This is a genomic window from Actinoplanes sp. NPDC051513 (assembly GCF_044454685.1).
In the GTDB taxonomy this organism is placed as follows: domain Bacteria; phylum Actinomycetota; class Actinomycetes; order Mycobacteriales; family Micromonosporaceae; genus Actinoplanes.
Window position 1 is genome coordinate 227022 of the sequence record NZ_JBITDW010000006.1, and the last position, 23366, is coordinate 250387.

General features: G+C 70.8%; 16 protein-coding genes. 15 read left to right on the plus strand and 1 reads right to left on the minus strand.

Annotation, left to right across the window (positions count from 1 at the left end):
* Positions 1 to 13: 13 nt before the first annotated feature.
* The 8 genes from ACIA5D_RS21495 (at position 14) to ACIA5D_RS21530 (ending at position 12706) form a co-directional block, all read left to right on the plus strand.
* Positions 14 to 928 (plus strand): ketopantoate reductase family protein, encoded by a 915-nt coding sequence (locus ACIA5D_RS21495; protein WP_396031910.1) that lies wholly within the window; start codon positions 14 to 16, stop codon positions 926 to 928.
* Positions 929 to 1069: 141 nt separating this feature from the next.
* On the plus strand, positions 1070 to 3181 hold the full coding sequence (glgX, locus tag ACIA5D_RS21500) for a glycogen debranching protein GlgX (RefSeq protein WP_396031911.1): 2112 nt from the start codon (positions 1070 to 1072) through the stop codon (positions 3179 to 3181).
* Positions 3181 to 5493 (plus strand): malto-oligosyltrehalose synthase, encoded by a 2313-nt coding sequence (gene treY, locus ACIA5D_RS21505; RefSeq protein ID WP_396031912.1) that lies wholly within the window; start codon positions 3181 to 3183, stop codon positions 5491 to 5493. The genes glgX and treY overlap by 1 nt, the downstream gene beginning before the upstream one ends.
* On the plus strand, positions 5490 to 7223 hold the full coding sequence (treZ, locus tag ACIA5D_RS21510; RefSeq protein ID WP_396031913.1) for a malto-oligosyltrehalose trehalohydrolase: 1734 nt from the start codon (positions 5490 to 5492) through the stop codon (positions 7221 to 7223). The genes treY and treZ overlap by 4 nt, the downstream gene beginning before the upstream one ends.
* A 30-nt stretch (positions 7224 to 7253) precedes the next feature.
* Positions 7254 to 8366, plus strand: coding sequence for a transporter substrate-binding domain-containing protein (locus ACIA5D_RS21515; protein ID WP_396031914.1), 1113 nt, complete (start codon positions 7254 to 7256; stop codon positions 8364 to 8366).
* Positions 8363 to 9397 (plus strand): hypothetical protein, encoded by a 1035-nt coding sequence (locus ACIA5D_RS21520; RefSeq protein WP_396031915.1) that lies wholly within the window; start codon positions 8363 to 8365, stop codon positions 9395 to 9397. The genes ACIA5D_RS21515 and ACIA5D_RS21520 overlap by 4 nt, the downstream gene beginning before the upstream one ends.
* 91 nt (positions 9398 to 9488) lie before the next feature.
* Complete coding sequence (locus ACIA5D_RS21525; protein WP_396031916.1) at positions 9489 to 10211, plus strand: PP2C family protein-serine/threonine phosphatase; 723 nt, start codon at positions 9489 to 9491, stop codon at positions 10209 to 10211.
* A 170-nt stretch (positions 10212 to 10381) separates the two neighbouring features.
* Positions 10382 to 12706 (plus strand): putative bifunctional diguanylate cyclase/phosphodiesterase, encoded by a 2325-nt coding sequence (locus ACIA5D_RS21530; protein WP_396031917.1) that lies wholly within the window; start codon positions 10382 to 10384, stop codon positions 12704 to 12706.
* A 59-nt stretch (positions 12707 to 12765) separates the two neighbouring features.
* Here ACIA5D_RS21530 and ACIA5D_RS21535 read toward each other — a convergent pair whose 3' ends face one another.
* Positions 12766 to 15411, minus strand: a complete 2646-nt coding sequence (locus tag ACIA5D_RS21535; protein WP_396031918.1) for an ATP-dependent RNA helicase — start codon at positions 15409 to 15411, stop codon at positions 12766 to 12768.
* A gap of 152 nt (positions 15412 to 15563) precedes the next feature.
* On the opposite strand from ACIA5D_RS21535, the gene uraD reads away from it, so the two are divergent.
* The 7 genes from uraD (at position 15564) to ACIA5D_RS21570 (ending at position 23222) form a co-directional block, all read left to right on the plus strand.
* Positions 15564 to 16070 (plus strand): 2-oxo-4-hydroxy-4-carboxy-5-ureidoimidazoline decarboxylase, encoded by a 507-nt coding sequence (uraD, locus tag ACIA5D_RS21540; protein ID WP_396031919.1) that lies wholly within the window; start codon positions 15564 to 15566, stop codon positions 16068 to 16070.
* Positions 16060 to 16422, plus strand: coding sequence for a hydroxyisourate hydrolase (gene uraH, locus ACIA5D_RS21545; RefSeq protein WP_396031920.1), 363 nt, complete (start codon positions 16060 to 16062; stop codon positions 16420 to 16422). The genes uraD and uraH overlap by 11 nt, the downstream gene beginning before the upstream one ends.
* 4 nt (positions 16423 to 16426) lie before the next feature.
* Positions 16427 to 17287, plus strand: coding sequence for a factor-independent urate hydroxylase (gene pucL / locus ACIA5D_RS21550; protein WP_396031921.1), 861 nt, complete (start codon positions 16427 to 16429; stop codon positions 17285 to 17287).
* The gene (locus tag ACIA5D_RS21555) at positions 17284 to 18648 is read left to right on the plus strand and encodes an 8-oxoguanine deaminase (RefSeq protein WP_396031922.1); all 1365 of its coding nucleotides are present in this window, start codon (positions 17284 to 17286) and stop codon (positions 18646 to 18648) included. The genes pucL and ACIA5D_RS21555 overlap by 4 nt, the downstream gene beginning before the upstream one ends.
* 177 nt (positions 18649 to 18825) lie before the next feature.
* On the plus strand, positions 18826 to 20337 hold the full coding sequence (locus ACIA5D_RS21560; protein WP_396031923.1) for a DUF1996 domain-containing protein: 1512 nt from the start codon (positions 18826 to 18828) through the stop codon (positions 20335 to 20337).
* Positions 20338 to 20542: 205 nt separating this feature from the next.
* Positions 20543 to 22084, plus strand: coding sequence for a malate synthase A (gene aceB, locus ACIA5D_RS21565; protein ID WP_396031924.1), 1542 nt, complete (start codon positions 20543 to 20545; stop codon positions 22082 to 22084).
* Positions 22085 to 22088: 4 nt separating this feature from the next.
* Complete coding sequence (locus ACIA5D_RS21570; RefSeq protein ID WP_396031925.1) at positions 22089 to 23222, plus strand: DUF6986 family protein; 1134 nt, start codon at positions 22089 to 22091, stop codon at positions 23220 to 23222.
* Positions 23223 to 23366: the final 144 nt, after the last annotated feature.

The window sequence follows — 23366 nt, forward strand, 5'->3', positions numbered from 1 at the left end:
GTATAGATAGACGGTGCGCACACTCTTCGTAGGAGCCGGCGCGACCGGCGGGTACTTCGGCGGCAGGCTGGCTCAAGCCGGCAAAGACGTCACCTTCCTGGTCCGGCCGGGCCGCAAGGCGGTGCTCGACGGCCGGGGACTGCGGATCAAGAGTCCGGACGGCGAGACCATCGTCCGACCGCGGACGATCACCGCGGAAACCGTGGACGGCCAGTACGACCTGGTCGTCCTCGCGGTGAAGAGCTACGCCCTCGAGCAGGCGCTCATCGACATGGCGTCGGCGATCGGCCCGCACACGGTGATCGTGCCGCTGCTCAACGGCATGCGCCACGTCGACGAGCTGGTCGGTGCGTTCGGGCCGGAACGGGCCTGGGGCGGCGTCTGCCTGATCCTGGCGACGCTCGACGCCGACGGCGACGTCGTGCAGATGAGCGGCCTGCACCGCATCGGCTACGGCCCGCTCGATGGCGAGGACGAGCGGCTCCCCGAGGTGACCTTCGCGCTCTCCGGCGAGGAGTTCGACTCCAACCCATCGCACACGATCGTGCAGGACATGTGGGAGAAATGGGTCTTCCTGGCCACCATGGCGGCGGCCACCACGCTGATGCGGGCGAGCGTCGGCGACATCAACGCCGCGCCCGGCGGCCACGACTTCGGGGCCCGCGTCGCGGCCGAGGCGATCGCGATCGCCACCGCGGCCGGCCACCCGCCGCGGGCGGGCGCGATCGCGGTGGTGCAGCGCAACCTGTCCACCACCGAGCCGATGACGTCCTCGATGTACCGGGACATGATGCAGGGGCTGCCGGTCGAGGCCGACGCGATCCTCGGCGACTTCGTGGCCGAGGGCGCCAAGCACGATGTCACGACGCCGATGCTCTCGGCCGCCTATACCAACCTCAGCATCTACTCGGCCAAGCGAGCGCAGTAGGACCCGATCTGCGGGTAACGGACAGTCGCGCGGCGGTTTGCCGGTCGCGTCCGAGACAATGACCGCTGACGCGGCCGCGCAGGATTACGCCGGACGGCCGGCGGGCACACTGCGTGGCGCCGACGAGGGTGGGAGCACGACATGCAGGTTTGGCCTGGTCACCGGTACCCGTTGGGTGCTACGTACGACGGCACGGGCACGAACTTCGCGATCTTCTCCGAGGGTGCCGAGGCGGTCGAGCTGTGCCTGTTCGACCCGTCCGGAAACGAGCGCAAGGTCCAGCTGCACGAGCAGGACGCGTTCGTCTGGCACGCCTACCTGCCGGGCGTCGAACCGGGCCAGCGGTACGGCTACCGCGTCTACGGCCCGTACGAGCCGGGGCGCGGGTTGCGCTACAACCCGCACAAGCTGCTGCTCGACCCGTACGCGCGGGCGGTCGACGCCGACATCCGGTGGCACCCGTCGCTGTACGCGTACGAACTCGGCAACCCCGACCGGATGTCCGATCTCGACTCGGCGCCCTACATGGCCAAGGGCGTGGTGGTGAACCCGTACTTCGATTGGGGGAACGACCGGCGCCCCGACATCCCGTACCACCATTCGGTGATCTACGAGACCCACGTCAAGGGCCTCACCGAGCGGCACCCCGAGGTGCCCAAGGACATGCGCGGCAGTTACTCGGCGATCGGCCACCCGGCGATCATCGAGCACCTCAAGAGCCTCGGCGTGACCGCGGTCGAGCTCATGCCGGTGCACCAGTTCGTCCACGACAACCGGCTGCACGACCTCGGCCTGCGCAACTACTGGGGCTACAACACGCTCGGCTTCTTCGCCCCCTACCAGGGCTATTCCTCGACCGGCACGCTCGGCCAGCAGACCCAGGAATTCCGCGGGATGGTCAAGGCCCTGCACAAGGCGGGCATGGAGGTCATCCTCGACGTCGTCTACAACCACACCGCCGAGGGCAACCATCTCGGTCCGACGCTGTCGCTCAAGGGCATCGACAATCGTACGTATTACCGCCTGGTCGACGATCAGCCGCAGTTCTACATGGACTACACCGGAACGGGTAACAGCCTCAACGTGCGCAGCCCGCAGAGCCTCCAGCTGATCATGGATTCGCTGCGCTACTGGGTCACCGAGATGCACGTCGACGGGTTCCGCTTCGATCTCGCCTCCACCCTCGCCCGCGAGTTCTACGACGTCGACCGGCTCTCCACGTTCTTCGAGGTGGTGCAGCAGGACCCGGTGGTCGGTCAGGTCAAGCTGATCGCCGAGCCGTGGGACGTCGGCCCCGGCGGCTACCAGGTGGGCAACTTCCCGCCGAACTGGACGGAGTGGAACGGCAAGTACCGCGACACGGTCCGCGACTTCTGGCGGGGCGAGCCGGCCACGCTGGCCGAGTTCGCCTCCCGGATCACCGGCTCGGCTGACCTCTACCAGGACGACGGCCGCAAGCCCTTCCACTCGATCAACTTCGTGACCGCGCACGACGGGTTCACGCTGGGCGACCTGGTCGCGTACAACGACAAGCACAACGACGCCAACGGCGAGGAGAACCGGGACGGCGAGAGCCACAACCGGTCGTGGAACTGCGGCATCGAGGGCCCGACCTCCGATCCCCAGGTGCTGGCGCTCCGATCCAAGCAACGCCGTAACTTCCTGGCCACGCTGATGCTGTCGCAGGGCGTGCCGATGATCTCGCACGGCGACGAGCTCGGCCGCACCCAGCAGGGCAACAACAACGCCTACTGCCAGGACAACGAGATCTCCTGGATCGACTGGGAGCACGCCGACGAGCAACTGCTCGAGTTCACCCGGCGGCTCACCGCGTTCCGCCACCGGCACCAGGTGTTCCAGCGGCGGCGGTTCTTCACCGGGCTGCCGGTGACCGCCCGCGGCGGCGGCGACCCGCTGCCCGACCTCGAGTGGTTCACCCCCGACGGCCGGCAGATGGCCGGCGACGACTGGGGCAACGACTTCGGCCGGGCGGTCGCGCTGTTCGTCAACGGCGAGGGCATCCGCGAGCGCGGACAGTACGGCCAGCGGCACGTCGACTCGTCGTTCCTGCTCTTCTTCAACGCGCACGACGCGCCCATCGAGTTCGCCACGCCCCCGGCCGAATACGGCGAGAAGTGGGAGAAGGTCATCGAGACCGCCGAGCCGTCGCCGGATCGCCCGTCGGTCGTCGAGGCCGGCAGCAAGATCTGGGTGGCGGACCGATCGCTAATCGTGCTGGACAGGACGGTCTGATGCCCCAGTCCAACCACCCCGCCGCCGCCCTTGACCGGACTGAAGGCCGTCCTTCTGGAACCTATCGGGTCCAGGTCCGTCCCGATTTCCCCCTCTCGGCGGCGGGGGCGCTCGCCGACTACCTGGCCGATCTCGGGGTCAGCCACCTCTACACGGCGCCGATCCTGACCGCGGTGCCCGGTTCGTCCCACGGCTACGACGTCGTCGATCATCGGTTCGTCAATCCGGCCCTCGGCGGCTCTTCGGGTTTGTCTGACTTGTCCGAAACCCTCCGTGCGGCCGGTCTTGGGCTCGTGGTGGACATTGTTCCCAACCATGCGGGCGTGGCCGTGCCGCACGCCAACCCGACATGGTGGGACGTGCTGAAAAACGGCCCGAAATCGGAGTTTTCCGGTTTCTACGACATCGACTGGTCGCGGGGCCGGATCCTGCTTCCCGTGCTCGGGGATGCGCCGGACGAATTGGACAAACTGTCCGTCGAGGGCGATGAGCTCCGCTACTACGACAAGCGCTACCCGATCGCCGAGGGCACCGGCGACGGCGCCCCTCGGGAGGTCCACGACCGCCAGCACTACGAGCTGGTCGCCTGGCCCCGCGGCGACGCCGAGCTGAACTACCGCCGCTTCTTCTCGATCACCGACCTGGCCGGCCTGCGCGTCGAGGACCCGGCCGTGCTCGAGGCCACGCACGCCGAGATCCTGCGGTGGAACGCCGAGGGCATGATCGACGGCATCCGCGTCGACCACCCCGACGGCCTGCGCGACCCCGGCGAATACCTCACCCGGCTGCACACCGCGGCCCCCGCCGCCTGGCTCGTGGTCGAGAAGATCCTCGAGCCCGGCGAGCACCTGCCGCCCTGGCCGGTCGCCGGCACCACCGGGTACGACGCGCTCGCCGAGGTCTGCGGCGTCTTCGTCGACCCGTCCACCGAGTCGTTCTTCGACACCCTGCAACATCACCTGACCGGCGGCGAGGTCTCCTGGCAAGATCAAGTGCACGAGGCCAAGCTGACCGCCGCGACGACGATGTTCGCCGCCGAGCTCGGGCGCCTGGCCCGTCTCGTACCCGAGATCGAGGCCGCACCCCGCGCCCTGGCCGAACTTGCCGCTTGTTTTCCGGTCTATCGCTCCTATCTGCCCCTGGGCGGTCGCCATCTCGCGCAGGCGCGCGCCGAGGCCGGTCGCCGGCGGCCGCAGCTGATCCCGGTGCTCGACGCGCTCACCACCCGCCTGCGCAACCCGGCCGACGAGCTCGCGCTGCGCTTCCAGCAGTACACCGGCGCGGTCATGGCCAAGGGCGTCGAAGACACCGCGTTCTACCGCTGGACCAGGTTCACCGCGCGCAACGAGGTCGGCAACGATCCCGCCAAGTTCGGCGTCACCCTCGACGAGTTCCACGAGCTCAACGAGGAGCGGCGGCGCGATTGGCCGGCGGCGATGACCACGCTCTCCACCCACGACACCAAGCGCAGCGAGGACGTGCGGGCGCGGCTGGCGGTGCTGGCCGAGGTGCCGGGGGACTGGACCGAGGTGGTGCGCCGCTGGGTCCGGATCGCTCCGCTCCCGGACCCCTCGCTGGCCCATCTGATCTGGCAGGCCGCGGTGGGCGCGTGGCCGATCTCGCGGGAGAGGCTGCACGCGTACGCGGTGAAGGCCGCTCGCGAAGCGGCCACCTCGACCACCTGGACGCGCCCCGACGAGCGCTTCGAAGCGCTGCTGCGCGAGATGGTCGACCGGATCTACGACGACCCGGCGCTGCACCGCGAGGTCGCCGGTTTCGTCGAATCGATCACGCCGCCCGGCTGGTCCAACGCGCTCGGGCAGAAGGCCGTGCAGCTGACCATGCCCGGCGTGCCCGACGTCTACCAGGGCAGCGAGCTCTGGGATTTCTCGCTGGTCGACCCCGACAACCGGCGTCCCGTCGACTTCGCGGCCCGGCGCGCGCTGCTGGCCCGCCTCGACGACGGCTGGCTGCCGCCGGTCGACGAGAGCGGCGCGGCCAAGCTGCTGGTCACCAGCCGCGCGTTGCGCCTGCGCCGGCAGCGGCCGGAGCTGTTCACCGGCTATCGCCCGGTCTACGCCGAGGGCCGCGTCGGCGAGCACTGCCTGGCCTTCGACCGCGGCGGCGCGGTGACCATCGCCACCCGGCTGCCGGTGGGATTGTCACGCCACGGCGGCTGGGGCGACACCACCCTGTCACTCGACGGCAACAGCTGGACGGAAGTCTTCACCGGGACCAGCTACGGCGGTAATCGCCTGTCGGTGGCCGAGCTGCTGCGTGCTTACCCCGTCGCCCTGCTGGTGAAAGAATGACACTCTTCGAAGTCTGGGTCCCCGAGAAAACCGTCAGGCTGCTGGTGGCGGGGGAGGAGCGCGCGATGGAGCGCGACGATTCCGGTTGGTGGCAGGTAGATCTTCCGGCTGTCTCCGCCGGCGCCGACTACGCGTTCGTTCTGGAAGGGGCGGACTCGCCGCTGCCGGATCCTCGCTCACCCTGGCAACCTTCCGGCGTCCACGGGCCCAGCCGGGTCTACGACCATTCCGCCTTCGCGTGGACCGACCAGGCGTGGACCGGCAAGCAGCTACCGGGTTCTGTGTTGTACGAGTTGCATATTGGAACATTTACCCCTGCCGGCACCTTCGACGCGGCCATCGATCGGCTGGACCATCTCGTCGACCTGGGTGTCGACCTGGTCGAGCTGCTTCCGGTCAACGCGTTCAACGGTTCGCACAACTGGGGCTACGACGGCGTCTGCTGGTATGCGCCGCACGACCCGTACGGCGGACCGGACGGCCTGAAGCGCTTCGTCGATGCCGCCCACGCCCGCGGCCTCGGCGTGGTCCTCGACGTGGTCTACAACCACTTCGGGCCCAGCGGCGCGTACGCCCCGATGTTCGCGCCGTATCTGAGCAAGCACGGCTCGAACCCGTGGGGCGACTCGATCAATCTGGACGGGCCGCTCTCCGACGAGGTGCGCCGCTACATCGCCGACAACGTGCTGATGTGGCTGCGCGACTACCACGTCGACGGCCTGCGGCTCGACGCCGTGCACGCGCTCGTCGACCACTCCGCGGTCAACCTGCTCGAGCAGCTCGCGGTCGAGGTCGAGTCGCTCTCGGCGCACCTCGGCCGCCCGCTCTCGCTGATCGCCGAGTCCGACCTCAACGACCCGAAGCTGATCACCCCGCGCGAGGCCGGCGGGTTCGGTCTGCAGGCGCAGTGGGACGACGACGTGCACCACGCGCTGCACACGCTGCTCACCGGCGAGCGGCAGGGCTACTACGGCGACTTCGGCTCGCTCGACTGCCTGCAGACCGTGCTCGAGGGCGCGTTCTTCCACGCGGGCACCTGGTCGAGCTTCCGGCAGCGGCGCCACGGCCGGCCGGTTTCTTCTAAAACGCCAGGCCATCGCTTTGTGGCATTCCTGCAGGACCACGACCAGATCGGCAACCGGGCGGTCGGCGACCGGCTCTCCGCGCTGCTCTCGCCGGGGCTGCTCAAGGTCGGGGCGACGCTGCTGCTCACCGCGCCGTTCACGCCGATGCTGTTCATGGGCGAGGAATGGGCGGCAAGCAGCCCGTGGCAGTTCTTCACCAGCCACCCCGAGCCCGAGCTGGCCGACGCGGTGCGCACCGGCCGGCGGCGCGAGTTCGCGGCGCACGGCTGGAGCTCGGACGAGGTGCCCGACCCGCAAGATCCGGCGACGTTCGAGCGCTCCAAACTGGACTGGGACGAGCTGGGCAAGCCCGGCCACGCCGAGATCCTCTCGTGCTACAAACAGTTGATCGCGCTCCGGCGGCAGTATTCGGATTTGTCGGATCCGTGGCTTTCCCGGGTCGAGGTCTGGCACGGCGACCAGTTCGTGGTGATCCGCCGCGGCGGGTGCGTCGTCGCGGCCAACCTGGCGCCGGCGCCGCAGACCGTCAGCCTGCGGTCGGTGCCGAGCAAGGTGCTGCTCGCCACCTCGCCCGGGGTGGTGCTGCAACGCGATCGGGTGGAGTTGCCGGCCGAGAGCGCTGTGGTGGTCGCAGCCCGCCTCTAGGTTCTTTGCGGGATACGGCACCATGGGGCGATGACCGACGGGAATTCGAGCCGTTTCGCTTGGCCGGTGCGGCGCCGGACGCCGCCCGGTCCGGAGGGGACGGCCGAGGACATCGCGGTGCAGGACATCGCCGAGCGCGAGGCGGTGGACCGGCAGCTGCCGCCGCCCGAGCCCGAGCCGATGCTCAACCCGCCGCCCCGCTTCAGCCTGGCCGCCTTCCGGCTGGCGGCGCTCGGCCTCGCCCTGGTGCTCGTCCTGGCGCTGGCCATCATGAAGGTGTTCGTGGGCGGTCCGCCGTCGGTGGCCGACCTGCGCGACCAGGCCGGGGTCGACAGCTGGCCCGTGCTGACCATCGGGATCAAGGACGACCAGCCCGGCGTCGGGCTCTACGACAATCGCAAACAGACCTGGGGCGGGTTCGACGTCGACATCGCCTACATGATCGCCGAAGATCTCGGCTTCCGGCGGTCGGAGGTCAAGTTCTACGGCATCCAGAGCGAAGATCGCGCGCGCATGCAGGCGTCGGACCCGGCGGGCAACCGCGTGCCGGTCAAGATGGTGATCGCCAGCTACAGCATCACGCAGGACCGCGAGCAGATGGCCGGCGTGACGTTCTCGGCGCCGTACCTGTTCACCGAACAGTCCGTGCTGACCCTGCGCGGGCATTCCCGGGTCACCACGCTGGGCGATCTCAAAGGCAAACAGGGGTGCTCGCTCTCCACCTCGACCAGCCTCACCGCCCCCGAGAACGCCGGCGTCATCATGCGCAGCAAGAACCTGGTCAGCGAGTGCATCGCCGACCTGCGCGAGCACAAGGTCGAGGCGGTCACCACCGACGCCGCGATCCTGGCCGGCTACAAGGACCGCTATCCCGGCGAGTTCGACCACTGGGACCTCGGCCTCGACGCCACCGAGGCGTGGGGCGTCAACGTCGGGGAGAACGCCGCGCTCAAGAAGCTGGTCGACCTGACGCTCTACCGGTCGCTCAAGGACCCCAAGGACGACCGCTGGGAGCAGGCCTACAAGAACGACCTCCAGGACGAGGTCGACCAGAACGGGACGACCCCGATCGCCATCGCGACCCAGCCCGACGTGCCCAAGCCGGACATCCGCGATCTGCCCTGGGAAGGCACCTTCCCGTGACCGACATCTTCGTCAAGGGCGGACCGATCCCGCCGCGGCGCCGGCGGGCCCAGCTCAACTGGCTGCTCACCGTCCTGCCCGCGTTCCCGCTGGTCCTGCTGGTCCTCAGGTTGTGGTACCTCAGCCGTCAAGACCTCCCTACGATGCTGCTGCTGGTGCAGTACATCAGCCCGCTCGGCATGATCAGCGCCCTGTTCATCACGCTGATCTGGACGGTGCCCGCGGTGATCCTGGTGCTCCGCGCGCTCGGCGGCATCCTGGTCGTCAGCCGGCCCGACGAGGCCGGCCGGTCGCTGCTCGCGGTGACCGCGCTGCGCATGCCCGACTGGGTGGTGCTGCTCGCGACCATGCTCGCCGCGTTCACCTGGCAGCTGCGGCTGCTGCCCACGCTCGGCATGCTGGTCGTGTCGATCCTCGGCGTCACCGCGACGCTCCGGTTCCGCGCCGAGCGCTGGCTCATGCTCTGGATCACCGTGGGCGTGCCGGTGCTCGTCGGCGCTCTCGTGCTGATCTTCGTGTGGCCCGGCATCGTGGACGCGCTGCGCGCCGGCGAGACCACCACGGCGCTGCTGCTCGCCGTGCCGCCGCTGCTCGGGCCGCTGCTGACCGGGCCGGTCCCGGCCTGGTCGGCCCAGCTCGTCACCCATTGGCCCGCGGTCGGCGCGGCGCTGGTCGCCCCGCTCGCGGTCGGCGTGCTCTTCCTGCGCGCGCCGGTGCTCCCGAACAGCGCCGTCGAGGTCGTCCCCGCGGCCGGTTCGTCCGCCGGCGGCACGCAGGTCGTTCGCGGCCAGCTCATCTCGGTCGACGACACCTCGACGACCATGTTGCAGAGCGAAGGCGAGGTCGTCTTCATCCCCAACGACCAGGTGCGCTCCAAGACCCTCTGCCCCGAGCCGGTGCGGCCGCCCGACAGCGCTGTCAGCGTGCGCGGCTGGCAGGTCGAGGAGTCGGCGCTCTCCTGGATCGCACCCACCCACCGCGACAGCGAGGTTGACCCACGGTGTCTTGGCCGTCCGCTGGACCCCAGCTGAACAGCAATTCCGTCCGCCCGAGCGCCCTTTCTGGCGACTCGCCGCCGCCCGCGTGCAGACAGGCTCGCGGTGATCTGGGAAGCTGCACGCCATGACCTTGCACCTCCGGTGGGCGGCAGTCACCGACCAAGGACATGTCCGCAGCAACAACGAGGACTGTTACTACGCCGGTGACCACCTGCTCGTCGTCGCCGACGGCATGGGCGGGATGGCCGCCGGCGATCTCGCCAGCCGCCTCGCGATCGAGTCGATGAGCGTTCTCGACGTGCCCATCGACAACGACCATCAGATGGACGCGCTGCACCGGGCGCTCGAGGTCGCCAACGGTCGGATCGCCGAGCAGGTCGTCGCCGACCCCGAGCTGCAGGGCATGGGCACCACGCTCACCGCGGTCATCTTCTCGGGCACCCGCGCCGCCATGGCACACGTCGGCGACTCCCGGGCATACCTTCTTCGCGACGGCCGGCTCAACCAGCTGACCAAGGACGACACGTACGTGCAGATGCTCGTCGACCAGGGGCTCATCAAGCCCGAGGAGGCGGCCGGCCACCCGCGCCGCTCGGTGGTCACCCGGGTTCTGCAGGGCGAGCCGGTCAGCCCCGCGTACGTGATCGTCGAGCCCGAGCCCGGCGACCGCTGGCTGCTCTGCAGCGACGGTCTCACCGCCGTGGTCAGCAACGAGACCCTCGAGCAGGAGATCCTCGCCGCCGCCGACCCCAAGTCGTGCGCGGAGCGGCTCATCGACCTCGCGCTGCGCGGCGGCGGCCCCGACAACGTGACGGTCATTGTCGCCGATCTGACAAGCGCCGACTGACTGAGGGCTGTTCACGACCTTCCTTGAGTTGCAGGACGCGTGAGGCGGAAGACATGGTCTCCACCGTCGTGAATAGTCCTCATCGTTTCGGCCATCACCCGCCGCTTGCGGTAGGTTACTCCGGTCGCGGAGCAAGGGGGTCCCGCGGCTATTTCGCGGATGGTGAATGGATGACAGCGCGACTGTTCGTCACGCTGACGCTCGTCCTGGGTTCCACGGTGCTCGGCGAGCTGATCGGCGCCGGGGGTTGGCGGCTGTACGACGATGCCGCACAGGCGGTCGCGGGGGCGGCCGCCGCCTGGGTGTGCTTCTCGGCTGCCGGCCGGCGCACGGGCGTGCAGCGGCGATGGCGGCTCCTCGCCGGCGGCGGCCTGATCGGCTGGTCGGCGGTCCGCCTCTGGTGGTTCGTGCAGGACGTGGCCGATCCCGGCCGGCCGGTCGGCTCGGTGGCCGACATCGGCTTCCTCGCGCTGCCCGTCTGCATGTTCATCGCCCTGCTCAACGTGCCCTACGCCCGCCCCCGACCGGTGCCGACCTCGGCCCGCCGCGATCAGATCGCCCTGCTCATCGACAGCGTGCTGATCACCGGTTCGCTGCTGGCCCTGGCCTGGTCGGTGGTGCCGGACGCATGGGTGGCCTGGGAGGGCCAGGACGGCGTGGTGGTCGGCATGGTCGCCGCGTACCCGATCGCCGATCTTCTGCTCCTGACCATGGCCACGCTGTTACTGATCACCCGGCCCGGCTCGCCGGCGGGCCGGCGACCGCTGCACCTGGCCGGGCTCGCGCTCGCTTCCTTCGCGGTCAGCGACACACTGCGGCTGCTGCGTCTGGGCGACGGCCCGCTCAGCCCCCTCGAGTCCGCCGGCTACCTGCTCGGCTGCGGCCTCGTGGCGCTCGCCGCGATCAGCGACCCCCGGCCCGTCGCCGACCCCGCCACCGACGTCGCCGAACGCGACTGGCTGCACCTTCTGCTTCCGTACGTGCCGGTCACCGCCACCGGCATCGTGATCGCCATCAGCACCGGCGCCGGCAACCCGCTGTCGCCGTTCGAGGCGTACCTCGGCTGGCTGGGTCTGGGCCTGGTCGTCGCGAGGCAGATGTTCACCATCGTCGACAACACCGTGCTGCTCGACCGCGTCTCCGAGGGCCAGCAGCGCCTGCGCCATCAGGCCTACCACGACCCGCTGACCGGCCTGCCCAACCGCGCCCTGTTCCGCGAGCGCCTGGTGCTCGCCCTCGACGCCCACCGCCACCACGGCAAGCCGTTGGCGGTGCTCTTCGCCGACCTCGACGACTTCAAACTCATCAACGACAGCTTCGGCCACGCGATGGGCGACCGCGTGCTGCGCGCCATCGCCGAACGCCTGCAGGGCTGCGTCCCGCCCGACGACCTGGTGGCCCGCCTCGGCGGCGACGAGTTCGCCGTCGTGCTCGACCACCGCCCGGCCGAGGCCGAGCCGTTGGGCCACCGGATGCTGGCAGCGTTGCGCGAGCCGTTCATCATCGACGGCCACCGCATCGGCGTGGGCGCCAGCATCGGCCTGGTGGTCCCCGCGCCCGGCGAGCCCCTCTCGGCGGACGCCCTGCTCCGCCGCGCCGACGCCGCGATGTACTCGAGCAAGCGCCGCGGCAAGGGCGCCCTGGCCCGCTACGCCGGCACGGCCGACGGAAGCCCGAACGCCGACCTCCCGCACCTGCTGGCCCAGGCCCTGGTCGCGGGCGGCCGCCCCGCCGCCTCGGGCTTCGAGGTCTACTACCAGCCCATCGTCCGCCTGACCGACGGCGCCACGGTCGCCGTCGAGGCCCTGGCCCGCTGGACCCTGCCCGCGGCCGGCGGCCCCGTGCATCCCGACGTCTTCGTGACGGTCGCCGAGCGCACCGGCCAGGTCGCCGCCATCGACGACTTCGTGCTCGACCAGGCATGCGCCGACGGGTCCCGGTTGGCGTTGGTCTACGGCCGCCCGATCGACGTGCACGTGAACGTGTCCGCCGCCCGCCTCGGCCAGTCGGGCCTCGAGGAAGCGGTCCGGGCCGCCCTGTCCCGCCACAAGCTCCCGCCGTCCCGCCTGGTCATCGAAATCACCGAGACCTACCGCATCGGCGACCTCCCCGCCGCCGCGGCCGCCGCCACCCGCCTGCGCGCCCTGGGCCCGCGCATCGCCCTGGACGATTTCGGCAGCGGCTTCAACGCCCTGGCCCAGCTGCACTCCCTCCCCGTGGACATCGTCAAGCTCGACTCCACACTGACCGATGTGGACGTTGCCCCCGAGCGGGCCGGCGCCCTGTGCCGCTCGGTCCTCGCGATCTGCGACGAGCTGGACATCATGGTGGTGGCCGAGGGCATCGAGACGGTGTCCCGGGCGGCGGGCCTGTCGGAGCTGGGCTGCCCGCTGGGCCAGGGTTATCTGTTCGGCCAGCCGGGCCCGCTCCATCGCCTGAAGCCGCCGGCGATTCCCGCACAGCCCGGCTCGTCCTTCCTCCAGCAGCTCACCTGACCCGTCGCCGGCCCATTCACCTGGCCTCGCGGTGTGGCAGCCGGCCGGAGCGGATTGGCTCATCGGCGGGAGCGGGGGTTGGTGCGACGGGTCGGTTCGGCGGTGGTGGGGTCTTCGGGCCAGGGGTGGCGCGGGTACCGGCCGCGAAGCTCGGCCCGGACCTGGGGATATCCCTGCTGCCAGAACGACGCCAGATCGCGGGTGACCGCCACCGGCCGCCCCGCCGGGGAGAGCAGGTGCAGCAGCACCGGCACGCGCCCGTCGGCGAGGCGTGGCGCGTCCTTCCAACCGAACGCCTCCTGCACCTTCACAGCGAGCACCGGGGCCGCACTGTCCGAATAGTCCACCCGGACCCGCGACCCGCTCGGCACGGGCAACCGCTCCGGCGCGACCTCGTCGAGCCGCCCGGCCACCGACCACGGCAGCAGGCGACGCAGCCCGGCGGTCACGTCGAGCTTCGCGAGATCGGCCCGCCGCCGCGCCGAGCCCAACGCCAGCCACTCGTCGGCCCGATCGAGCAATGCCTCGTCGGTGACGTCGGGCCATGGCTCGCCGAGCGCCGCATGCGCGAACGCCAGTCGCTCCCGTAACTCGACCGCTCCGCGGCTCCAGGTCAAAAGGCCGAGCCCGTCACGCCGGAGCCCCTCCAGCAGCGCCGCGCGCACCAGCGCCGGAGCGGGCTCCGCGATCCGCCGTTCCGCCAGCGTGATCGCCCCGAGCCGCTGCACGGTGCGCGCCACCACGTCCCCGTCCACCCACCCGATCTCGTTCGACTCGGACAGCATCGCACCGGCCGCCTCCCGCGCGGTCGCCTCGTCGAGCGGCGCCGCCGCCCGAACCCGCGCCGTGCGTGCCCCCGCCGCCCGGTCGGCGCCCGCCACCGCGAGCCAGCCCACCCCGGCGAGCCCGCTGCCCGGCGCGAGCTCGGCCTCGGTGCCACCCGCCATGAGGTAGGCGCGCCCGCCGGCCTCCCGCACCCGGGCCACCCGCTCCGGATAGGCCATCGCCACGATCAGCCCCGCCGCCAGATCGTCGGGCAGTCGCCGGCCGTCGGCCCGCCCTGGACCCCGGCCGCTGTCGGCTCGCCCCGCATCCCGGCGGCCGTCGGCTCGGCCCGCACCCCGGCCGCCGGCATCAAGCCCAGCACCGCCAGGATCGACCGACGCGTCGAGCCCCGACTCGTCGTCGCCGAGAGCGGAGGCGGCGTCCGTGACGTCGGGGACCTCGACATCGTCGACGGGGGAGCGGCTCAGCGCCGCCGTCAAGCGCCGCACCTCGGTGCGCCACGATGGGTCGTTGGCCGATCGGGCTCGCCGCCAGGCCACGACCAGATCGTCGGAAGAAGCCCGGTCGTCGTCGAGGAGCGCCACGATCTCCGCCGCCCGGCGATCGCCGACTACCGGGGCGCCGTCGAGCAGGGCGCGGGCCAAGCGCGGATGGAGGCCGGCGTCGGCCAGGGCGCGGCCCCGCGCGGTGATGCGGCCGGAATCGTCGACCGCGCCGAGGTCGCGCAGCGTGGCCACCGCCGTCTGCAGGGCGCCGGCCGGCGGCCGATCGGGCAGCGCCAGCCCGCTCCCGTCGGGATGGCCCCACAACGCCAGGTCGAGGGCGAACCCCGTCAGGTCGGCGGCCGCGATCTCGGGCTCGGGCTGGGCCGGCAGGCGCGCGTGCTGCGCTTCCGACCAGCAGCGGTAGACCCGCCCGGGCGCCTCGCGACCCGCACGGCCGGCCCTCTGGGTGGCCGCGGCCCGCGACACCGGCACAGTGACCAGCGCACCGAGCCCGCGGGCGTGATCCATCCGCGGCACCCGGGCGAGGCCCGCATCGACCACAGCCCGGACACCGGGCACCGTCAGACTGCTCTCGGCCACCGCGGTGGCCAGCACGACTCGTCGCCGGGTCGCGGGTCGCAGCGCCGCGTCCTGAATGGACGACGGCTGCCGGCCGTGCAGCGCGATGACGTCGACCCCGGCGCCACCGAGCCGGGCGGCGACCTTGTCGATCTCGCCTGCTCCGGGCAGGAAGACGAGCACGTCGCCGTCGCCCTCGGCCAGGGCCCGGCGCACCGTCGCCGCCACGTGGTCGAGCAGCCGAGGATCGACCCGCAGCCCGAGCGGTGGGCTGATCGGGACGGTCGGTGGCGCCCAGTGCGCCTCGACGGGGAACAGTCGCGCCGACGCGCTGACCACCGGCACGTCGCCCAGGACCGTGGTGTCGATCGTCGCCGAGGCCGCCACCAGACCCAGATCGGGGCGCAGCGTCGCGCGTACCTCGAGCGAGAACGCCAGCGCCAGGTCGGTGTCGAGGTGCCGTTCGTGACACTCGTCGATCATCACGACGGCCGTGCCGGCGAGCTCGGGGTCGCGTTGGAGCCGCCGCACGAGGACCCCGGTGGTGACGACCTCGACCATCGTCCGGCGGGAGACGCGGCGCTCGCCGCGCACGGAAAAGCCCACTCGCTCGCCCACCCGCTCGCCCAGCAGGGACGCCATGCGGCGGGCCGCGGCTCGCGCGGCGAGACGGCGCGGCTCGGCGACCACTACCCGCCCGGCCGGCCCGGCGAGAGCCAGCGGAACAAGCGTGGTCTTACCCGTGCCGGGCGGCGCCACCAGCACCGATGCGCCCGCGGTGGCCAGTGACTCGCGCAGGGCGGGCAGCACGGACCGGATGGGCAGATCGGGCAGCGAGGCGTCGGAGATGAGCACGGGACCATCCTCGCGCAGGGGCCCGACAAAACTGTCGGACCCCCGTGGCAGGGTGACTCGCAACCGGGAACAGGCTCGTAAATTCCCGGGCAAAGGTCTGCACTCGTACGACCGGGCCTGCTTGACTGATCGACACAGGAGGGGGTTGCCCGATGGACGCGGTCGAGGTCTTCAATTCGCTGCCCGCCGTTCGCCTCGAGGAAGACCTCCTCGCCTGCTGCGCCGCGCCGGCGTGGGGCGCCGCGATCATCGCGAAACGGCCGTATCGCGAGCGATCCGAGATCGTCTCGGCGGCCGACGCGGCGGCCCGCGAGTTGAGCTGGGACGACGTGTGCGTCGCCATGAATGCCCATCCGCGCATCGGGGAGCGCGCGGCCGGCGACTCGAAGGAGGCGGCCTGGTCGCGGCGGGAACAGTCCGCGGCCGCCCAGAGCGCCGACGAGCTGACCGCGTCCGCGCTTGTCGACGCCAATCAGGCGTACGAGAAACGGTTCAGGCATGTGTTCTTGATCTTTGCCAGTGGCCGGACCGGGGAGGAGATTCTCGCCGCGGCTCGCGAGCGGCTGGGCAACGACGAGGCGACCGAGCGGGCCATCGTGGCGGACGAGCTGCGCAAGATCGCGTTGCTCCGGCTGGAGCGGGTGCTCGATGCCCTCTGACGACGGCACGCAGCCCGAGTTCCACGCCCGCATCTCGACGCACATTCTCGACACGGCCACCGGCGAGCCGGCCCGCGACGTCTACGTGCGGCTCGAGCGACGCGACTCGGAAGGCTGGCGCACGATCGGCGAGGGCCGCACCGACGGCGACGGCCGCCTGCGCTACCGGGTGCCGATGCACGAGTGGCAGGCCGGCGGTTACCGGCTGTTCTTCTACGTGGAGCCCTACCTGGGCGAGGACTGCTTCTTCCCCGAGGTCACCGTCGCGTTCCATGTGCGTGACCCCGAGCGCAATTATCACGTGCCGTTGCTGCTCAGCAATTTCGGCTACACCACCTACCGAGGGAGCTGACACCGTGGCGATCGTGCTCGGACCCAATCGTTACGGCAAGGCCGAGACGCGGCTGGTGCGCGTCACCCGCGACGGCGAGACGCACTCGCTGACCGATCTCAACGTCAGCATCGCGCTCTCCGGCGACCTGGCCGCGACCCACCTGACCGGCGACAACGCCGGCGTCCTGCCGACCGACACCATGAAAAACACCGTGTACGCGTTCGCGAAGAAACACGGCGTCGGCGAGCCGGAGGAGTTCGGGCTGCTGCTGGCGCGCCATTTCCTGAGAACACAGGGACAGGTGCGCGCCGCGCGGGTGGCGATCGAGGCGTACGGCTGGGATCGTCTCGGCCCGCACTCGTTCCGCCGCCAGGGCGGCTGGACCAGGCTCGCCGAGGTGGTCGCGACGGCCGAGCGCGAGCAGGTCGTCTCCGGCGTCACCGGCATGACCCTGCTCAACACCACGGCGTCGGAATTCCACGGCTTCGTCCGCGACCGGTACACGACGTTGCCCGAGACCAACGACCGCATCCTGGCCACCGCCGTCGACGCCGGCTGGCGCCATCTGGGCGAGACCGGCGACTGGGCGGCCTCCTTCGAGGGCGCCCTGACATCGCTTACCGAGGCGTTCGTCAACACCTACAGCCTCTCGCTGCAGCAGACCCTGTTCTCGATGGGCAGCCACACGCTGCACGAGCGCCCCGAGATCGCCGAGATCCGGCTGGCCCTGCCCAACAAGCATCACTACCTGGTCGACCTGTCGGTGTTCGAGCTGACCAACGACAACGAGGTGTTCATCGCGGGCGACCGCCCCTACGGCCTCATCGAGGGGACCGTGACCCGCGACGACGCGCCCCCGGCGCTCGCGGAGTGGTACCGGTGATCGTCATCGAGAACGCCGCGGTCGCCACGGTCGACGCGAGCGACACCTACCATCCCGACGGCCACGTCGTGGTGGGCGACGACGGCCGCATCGTCGCGACCGGAGCGGGCCCGGCCACCGAGTGGGCCGGCCCGGCAGCGGGCGGGAACGACATTCGCCGGGTCGACGGCCGCGGCTGCCTGATCACCCCGGGCCTGGTCAACACCCACCACCACCTCTACCAGTGGGCGACCCGCGGCCTGGCCCTCGACGACACCCTCTTCGGCTGGCTGACGACGCTCTACCCGATCTGGGGCCGTCTCGATGCGGGAATCGTCGGCGCGTCGGCCGGCGCCGGCCTCGGCCGGCTGGCCCTCTCCGGCTGCACCCTCAGCATGGACCACCACTACGTCTTCCCCCGCGACGGCGGCGACGTTCTCGAGGCCGAGATCGAGGCCGCCCGCCGTATCGGCCTGCGCTTCCATCCCACCCGCGGCTCCATGGATCTCAGCCGGAAAGACGGCGGCCTCCCGCCCGACAACATCGTCGAGACCACCGACGAGGCGCTCGCCGCCACCGAGCGGGCCATCGATCGCTGGCACGACCCGTCGCCCGGCGCGATGCTGCAGATCGCCGTCGCGCCCTGCTCGCCGTTCTCGGTCACCACCCGGCTGATGAGAGAAGCCGCCGAGCTGGCCCGCCGCAAGGGCGTCCGCCTGCATACCCATCTCGCCGAGACCGACGACGAGGAAGACTTCTGCCGCAAGCATTTCAACTGCACCCCGGTCGAGTACGCGGAAAGCGTCGGCTGGCTCGGCGACGACGTCTGGCTCGCACACGGCGTCCACCTCGACGACGAAGCGATCGCCAAGCTCGGCGCCACCGGCACCGGCGTGGCGCACTGCCCGAGCTCCAACGCCCGCCTCGGCGCCGGCATGGCCCGTGTCCGCGAGCTGCTGAACCACGGCGTCCCCGTGGGGCTCGGCGTCGACGGCGCCGCCTCGCAGGAGGTCTCGCACCTCGGCGCCGAGCTGCGTCAGGCGCTCTACACCGCGCGCCTCCGGGGCGGCCCGACCGCGATGGCCGCGCGCGAGGCGCTGCGCCTGGGCACCATGGGCGGCGCGCGCTGCCTCGGCCGGCAAGACCATCTCGGCTCCCTCGAGCCCGGCAAGCTGGCCGACCTCGTGGTGTGGCGCCTCGACGGTCTCGCCCACGAGGGTATCGATGACAAACTGGCCGCGCTGGTCTTCGGGCCGCCGGCCCCGGTCGAGCTCTCCCTGGTCGGGGGTGCGCCGATCGTCGAGCGCGGCGAGCTCGTCCACGCCGACGCCGAGACTCTGCAGCGTGACGCCGAGGTCGCGCACCGTCGTATTCTGTCTTAAGCGAAAATTAAAGTAGCCCACTCATAAAAAGCGTTATTCAAAGTCGCCGTGGCGACTGCCAGCGTCCTTTGAAAAGGCAATTCAAAAGTCTTCTGAATCGCGTTGAATCATAGCCCTGGCCTGTGCATACTCCCTGATGACTGGATACCACCACGGTCATCGAAAAGGTAGATATTAATGCGCAGCGATGCCCTTCATGTCGCGCCCGGCAATCCGCGCTCGCGACGCCGCCGCACCCAACTCATCCTGGCCTCCGCCCTCGCCGTTGCCCTCGGCGCCAGCGGGGTCTACATCGCCACCGCCGACGCCGCCGAGACCAAGGTGCCCGGCCGCCTGCAGGCCGAGGCGTACAACGCCCAGAACGGCGTGCGCACCGAGAAGACCTCCGACAAGGACGGCGGCCGCAACGTCGGCTGGCTCAAGGACGGCGACTGGATGCGTTACGACAACGTCCAGATCGGCACGACGGTGACTACCCGGCTCGCCTCGAACAGCACGGCCTCCGGCACGGTCGAGCTGCGCCTGGCCAAGCCGAACGGCACGCTGGTCGCGAGCTTCCCGATCGCCAAGACCGGCGGCTGGCAGAAGTGGGTCACCAGGACCGCCGCGATGACGACCCCGCCGGCCGGCAAGCAGACGCTGTACGCGGTCATGAAAAGTCCGCAAAAATCAGACTTCGTGAACGTCAACTGGTTCACCCTCGGCGCCACGCCGGCGGCGACGGCCCCGACCCCGGCGACAAAGCCCACGCCGACGACGACCAAGCCGGCCACCTCGGCACCGGGCACGACCGCACCGACCACGGCCGCACCCACCACGACATCCGCGACGGGCGCCGGCTGGGTCGACGTCGACCAGGCGAGATGGGCCACCGAACTGGCCGCGTTCAAGGCGATGACACCGCGCGCGATCGTCAACAACCCGGTCCGCGTCTCGGAGTTCAACGCCTCCTGCACCATCAGCCACGACCTGGCCGACGACCCCATCGTGTTCCCGAACATGCCGGGCGCGTCGCACATGCACTCGTTCATGGGCAACAAGAGCACCAACGCCGCCACGACCCTCGGCACGCTGCTCACGAACAAGGACTCCAGCTGCAAGCCGATCGAGGACCACTCGGCGTACTGGATCCCGACCCTCTACGAGAACGGCAAGCCCGTCGAGCCGCACGGCGTCACCGTCTACTACGGCTCGCGTCTGCCCGACCCGACCAGGACCGTCCCGTTCCCGCAGGGCTTCCGCATGATCGCCGGGGACGCGAAGCGTCAGATCGCCACCCCCAAGGGCGCCAACGGCCAGTTCTGGTGCGCCGGCATGGGCGGCGAGGCCGGCCGCAGCGCCGACGGCAACTGGCCGGTCTGCGCCAAGACCGCCGAGCTGACCTTCCAGCTGACCTTCCCCGACTGCTGGGACGGCGTCCACCTGGACAGCCCCGACCACAAGTCGCACGTCGGCCCCGCCGACAACAAGGGTCAGTGCTCCGGCAAGTTCCCGGTCGCGATCCCGTCGGTCTCCTTCGTGATCGGCTATCCGACGAGCGGCTCGTCGGCCGGCTTCAAGCTGAGCTCCGGCAACGCCGGCTCGATGCACGGCGACGCCTTCATGGTCTGGGAGCCGTCGGCGCTCGGCCACCGCGTGAAGGACTGCGTGGTCCAGCACGCCAAGTGCAACACCGCAGGAACCTTCTAAAACCCCATATATCGTACGGCTGCGGGCTGCCCCCCAACCGCAGCCGTGCCCGAACCCCGCCTACGGCGGCTGCCGGCACACGCCGGACCGCGTGCCGGCGGCCGCCGTAGCGCGGCTCCCGCCCTGTGCAACTCATCCGAGGCGCGGGGAGCGGCCCGGTCCATTACGGTACGAGGGAGTTGGCGCACCGAGGGGAGCCGTCGCGATGACCGAGATCCTTTCTGATGAGGCTGTGGCGTTCGTTGCCGAACTGAACCGGCGCTTCCGGGGGCGGCGCAACGAGCTGCTCGCCGCGAGAAAAGCCCGGCGGGAGCAGATCGCGGCCGGCGGAACGCTCGGGTTTCTCGAGGAGACCGCCGACATCAGGGCGGCGGAGTGGTCCGCACCCGAGGCGCCGGCCGATCTGCGGGACCGCCGGGTGGAGATCACCGGGCCGACCGAGCGGAAGATGACGATCAACGCGTTGAACTCGGGCGCCAAGGTGTGGCTGGCCGATCTCGAGGACGCCAACACCCCGCACTGGTCGAACGTCGTCGACGGCCAGCAGAACCTCTACGATGCGATCCGGCGCACCGTCTCGCTCGAGACCGAGCAGAAGAAATACGAGCTCGGCGGCGGCCCCTACCCGACGATCGTGATGCGCCCGCGGGGCTGGCACCTCGACGAGCGGCACCTGCCGGTGGACGGCGAGCCGGCCGTGGGCGCGCTGGTCGACTTCGGGCTCTACTTCTTCCACAACGCGGCCGAGCTGCTCGCGCGCGGCAGCGGCCCCTACTTCTATCTGCCCAAGATGGAATCGCACAAGGAAGCCGCCCTCTGGAACGACGTCTTCGACTTCGCCCAGGACACGCTCGGCATCCCGCGCGGGACGATCCGCGCGACCGTGCTGATCGAGACCATTCCGGCGGCGTTCGAGATGGAGGAGATCCTGCACGCGCTGCGGCCGCACATCTCGGGGCTGAACGCGGGCCGCTGGGACTACCTGTTCAGCATCATCAAGTACTTCCGGGACAACCCGAACATGATCCTGCCCGACCGGGCGGCCGTCACGATGACCGCGCCGTTCATGCGCGCCTACACCGAGCTGCTCGTCTCGACGTGTCACCGGCGCGGCGCGTTCGCGATGGGTGGCATGGCGGCGTTCATCCCGAGCCGGCGCGACCCGCAGGTCAACGAGGTGGCGCTGGCCAAGGTCCGCGAGGACAAGGAGCGCGAGGCCGGCGACGGCTTCGACGGATCCTGGGTGGCGCACCCCGACCTGGTGCCGGTCTGCCAGGAGATCTTCGACCGGGTGCTCGGCGACCGGCCGAACCAGCTCGGCAAGCAGCGCCCCGAGGTCTCCGTCACCGCGGCCGACCTGCTGAACGTCGGCGGGGGAGCGGTCACCGAGGCCGGGCTGCGCAACAACGTGTCGGTCGCGCTGCAGTACCTGGAGGCGTGGCTGCGGGGCAACGGCGCCGTGGCGATCAACAACCTGATGGAGGACGCGGCGACCGCCGAGATCTCCCGATCGCAGGTATGGCAGTGGATCCACAACGCCGTACGCCTGCCCGACGGCACCGAGATCACCGCCGATCTGGTGGGCCGCATCGAGGACGAGGAGCTGGTGGCGATCCGCAAGGCGGTCGGCGACCAGGTCTGGGCGAGCTCTCGGTTCGACGACGCGCGGAAGCTCTTCGAGCGGGTGGCCCTCGCGGACGATTTCGCGGACTTCCTCACCACGGCCGCCTACGACGCGATCGACTGACCACATGCGGTTGACCAACGACGACTACGCAGAGCTCGATGTCAGCCTGGCCGCTCACGATGCGTTCCTGAAGTGTCGTTACCCGGGGGAGCGGCCCGGCCGCCAGCCCGTGCACACGGTGTATATCGCGGCCGACAAGCTCGACGGCTTCCGCGAGTGGGGAGAGATCGCCATCGAAGCCATGGCAGATTTCCCGTGGGCGGCCGAGGGCGTGCGCGCCAAACTGGCCCGCGAGCCGATCGAAGACCTGCGCGTCGATTTCGAGGACGGCTACGGCGTCCGCCCGGACGACCAGGAGGACGAGGCGGTCCGCCGGGCCGCCAAGATCCTCACCGAGGGCCCGGTGCCGCCGTTCGTCGGCGTCCGGATCAAATCGTTCGAGGCAGCCACCCGCCGGCGCGCCCTGCGCACGCTCGACCTGTTCCTCTCGTCCTATCAGGACACCTTCGTCACCACGCTGCCCAAGGTGAGCGGGACCGATCAGGTGAGCGCGATGGTCACGCTCTGCGAGAGGCTGGAGCGATCGTACGGCCTGGCCGCCGGCACCCTCCGGTTCGAGATCCAGATCGAGTTGCCGGCCGCGGTGCTGGGCGCCGACGGGACCGCCACGGTGGCCCGGCTGATCACCGCCGCCGACGGCCGATGCGCCGGCCTGCACTACGGAACGTACGACTACAGCGCCGCCGCCGGCGTTGCCGCCGCCTACCAGTCGATGGAGCATCCGGCGGCCGACTACGCGAAGGCCGTCATGCAGGCCGCCGCCGCCCAGACCGGGGTCCGCCTCTCGGACGGCTCCACCAACATCCTCCCGGTCGGCGGCCCCGACGAGATCCAGGCGGCGTGGGAGCTGCACCACCGCCTGGTGCGGCGCTCGCTGGAGAGGGGCTTCTACCAGGGCTGGGACCTTCACCCAGCGCAACTGCCGACCCGTTACGCGGCGACCTACGCCTTCTTCCGCGACGGCCGCGACGCCGCGGTGGAGCGCCTGCACCGCTACCTGGCCCGCCAGGACTCCGGCATCGCCGACGAGCCCGCCACGGCCCGGGCGCTGGCCGGTTTCCTCCTGCGGGGCCTCGACTGCGGCGCCCTCACCGACGCCGGCCTCCCCCGATCCGATCTCCTGCTCCTGGCCCGCTGACCCGGCCCGCCACCGGGCCGGCGACAACGTCCGGCCCGCCCATCGGCTGGCCCGCGCATCGGCTGGCCCGCGCATCGGCTGGCCCGCGCATCGGCTGGCCCGCGCGCTCGGCTGGCCCGCGCGCTCGGCTGGCCCGCGCGCTCG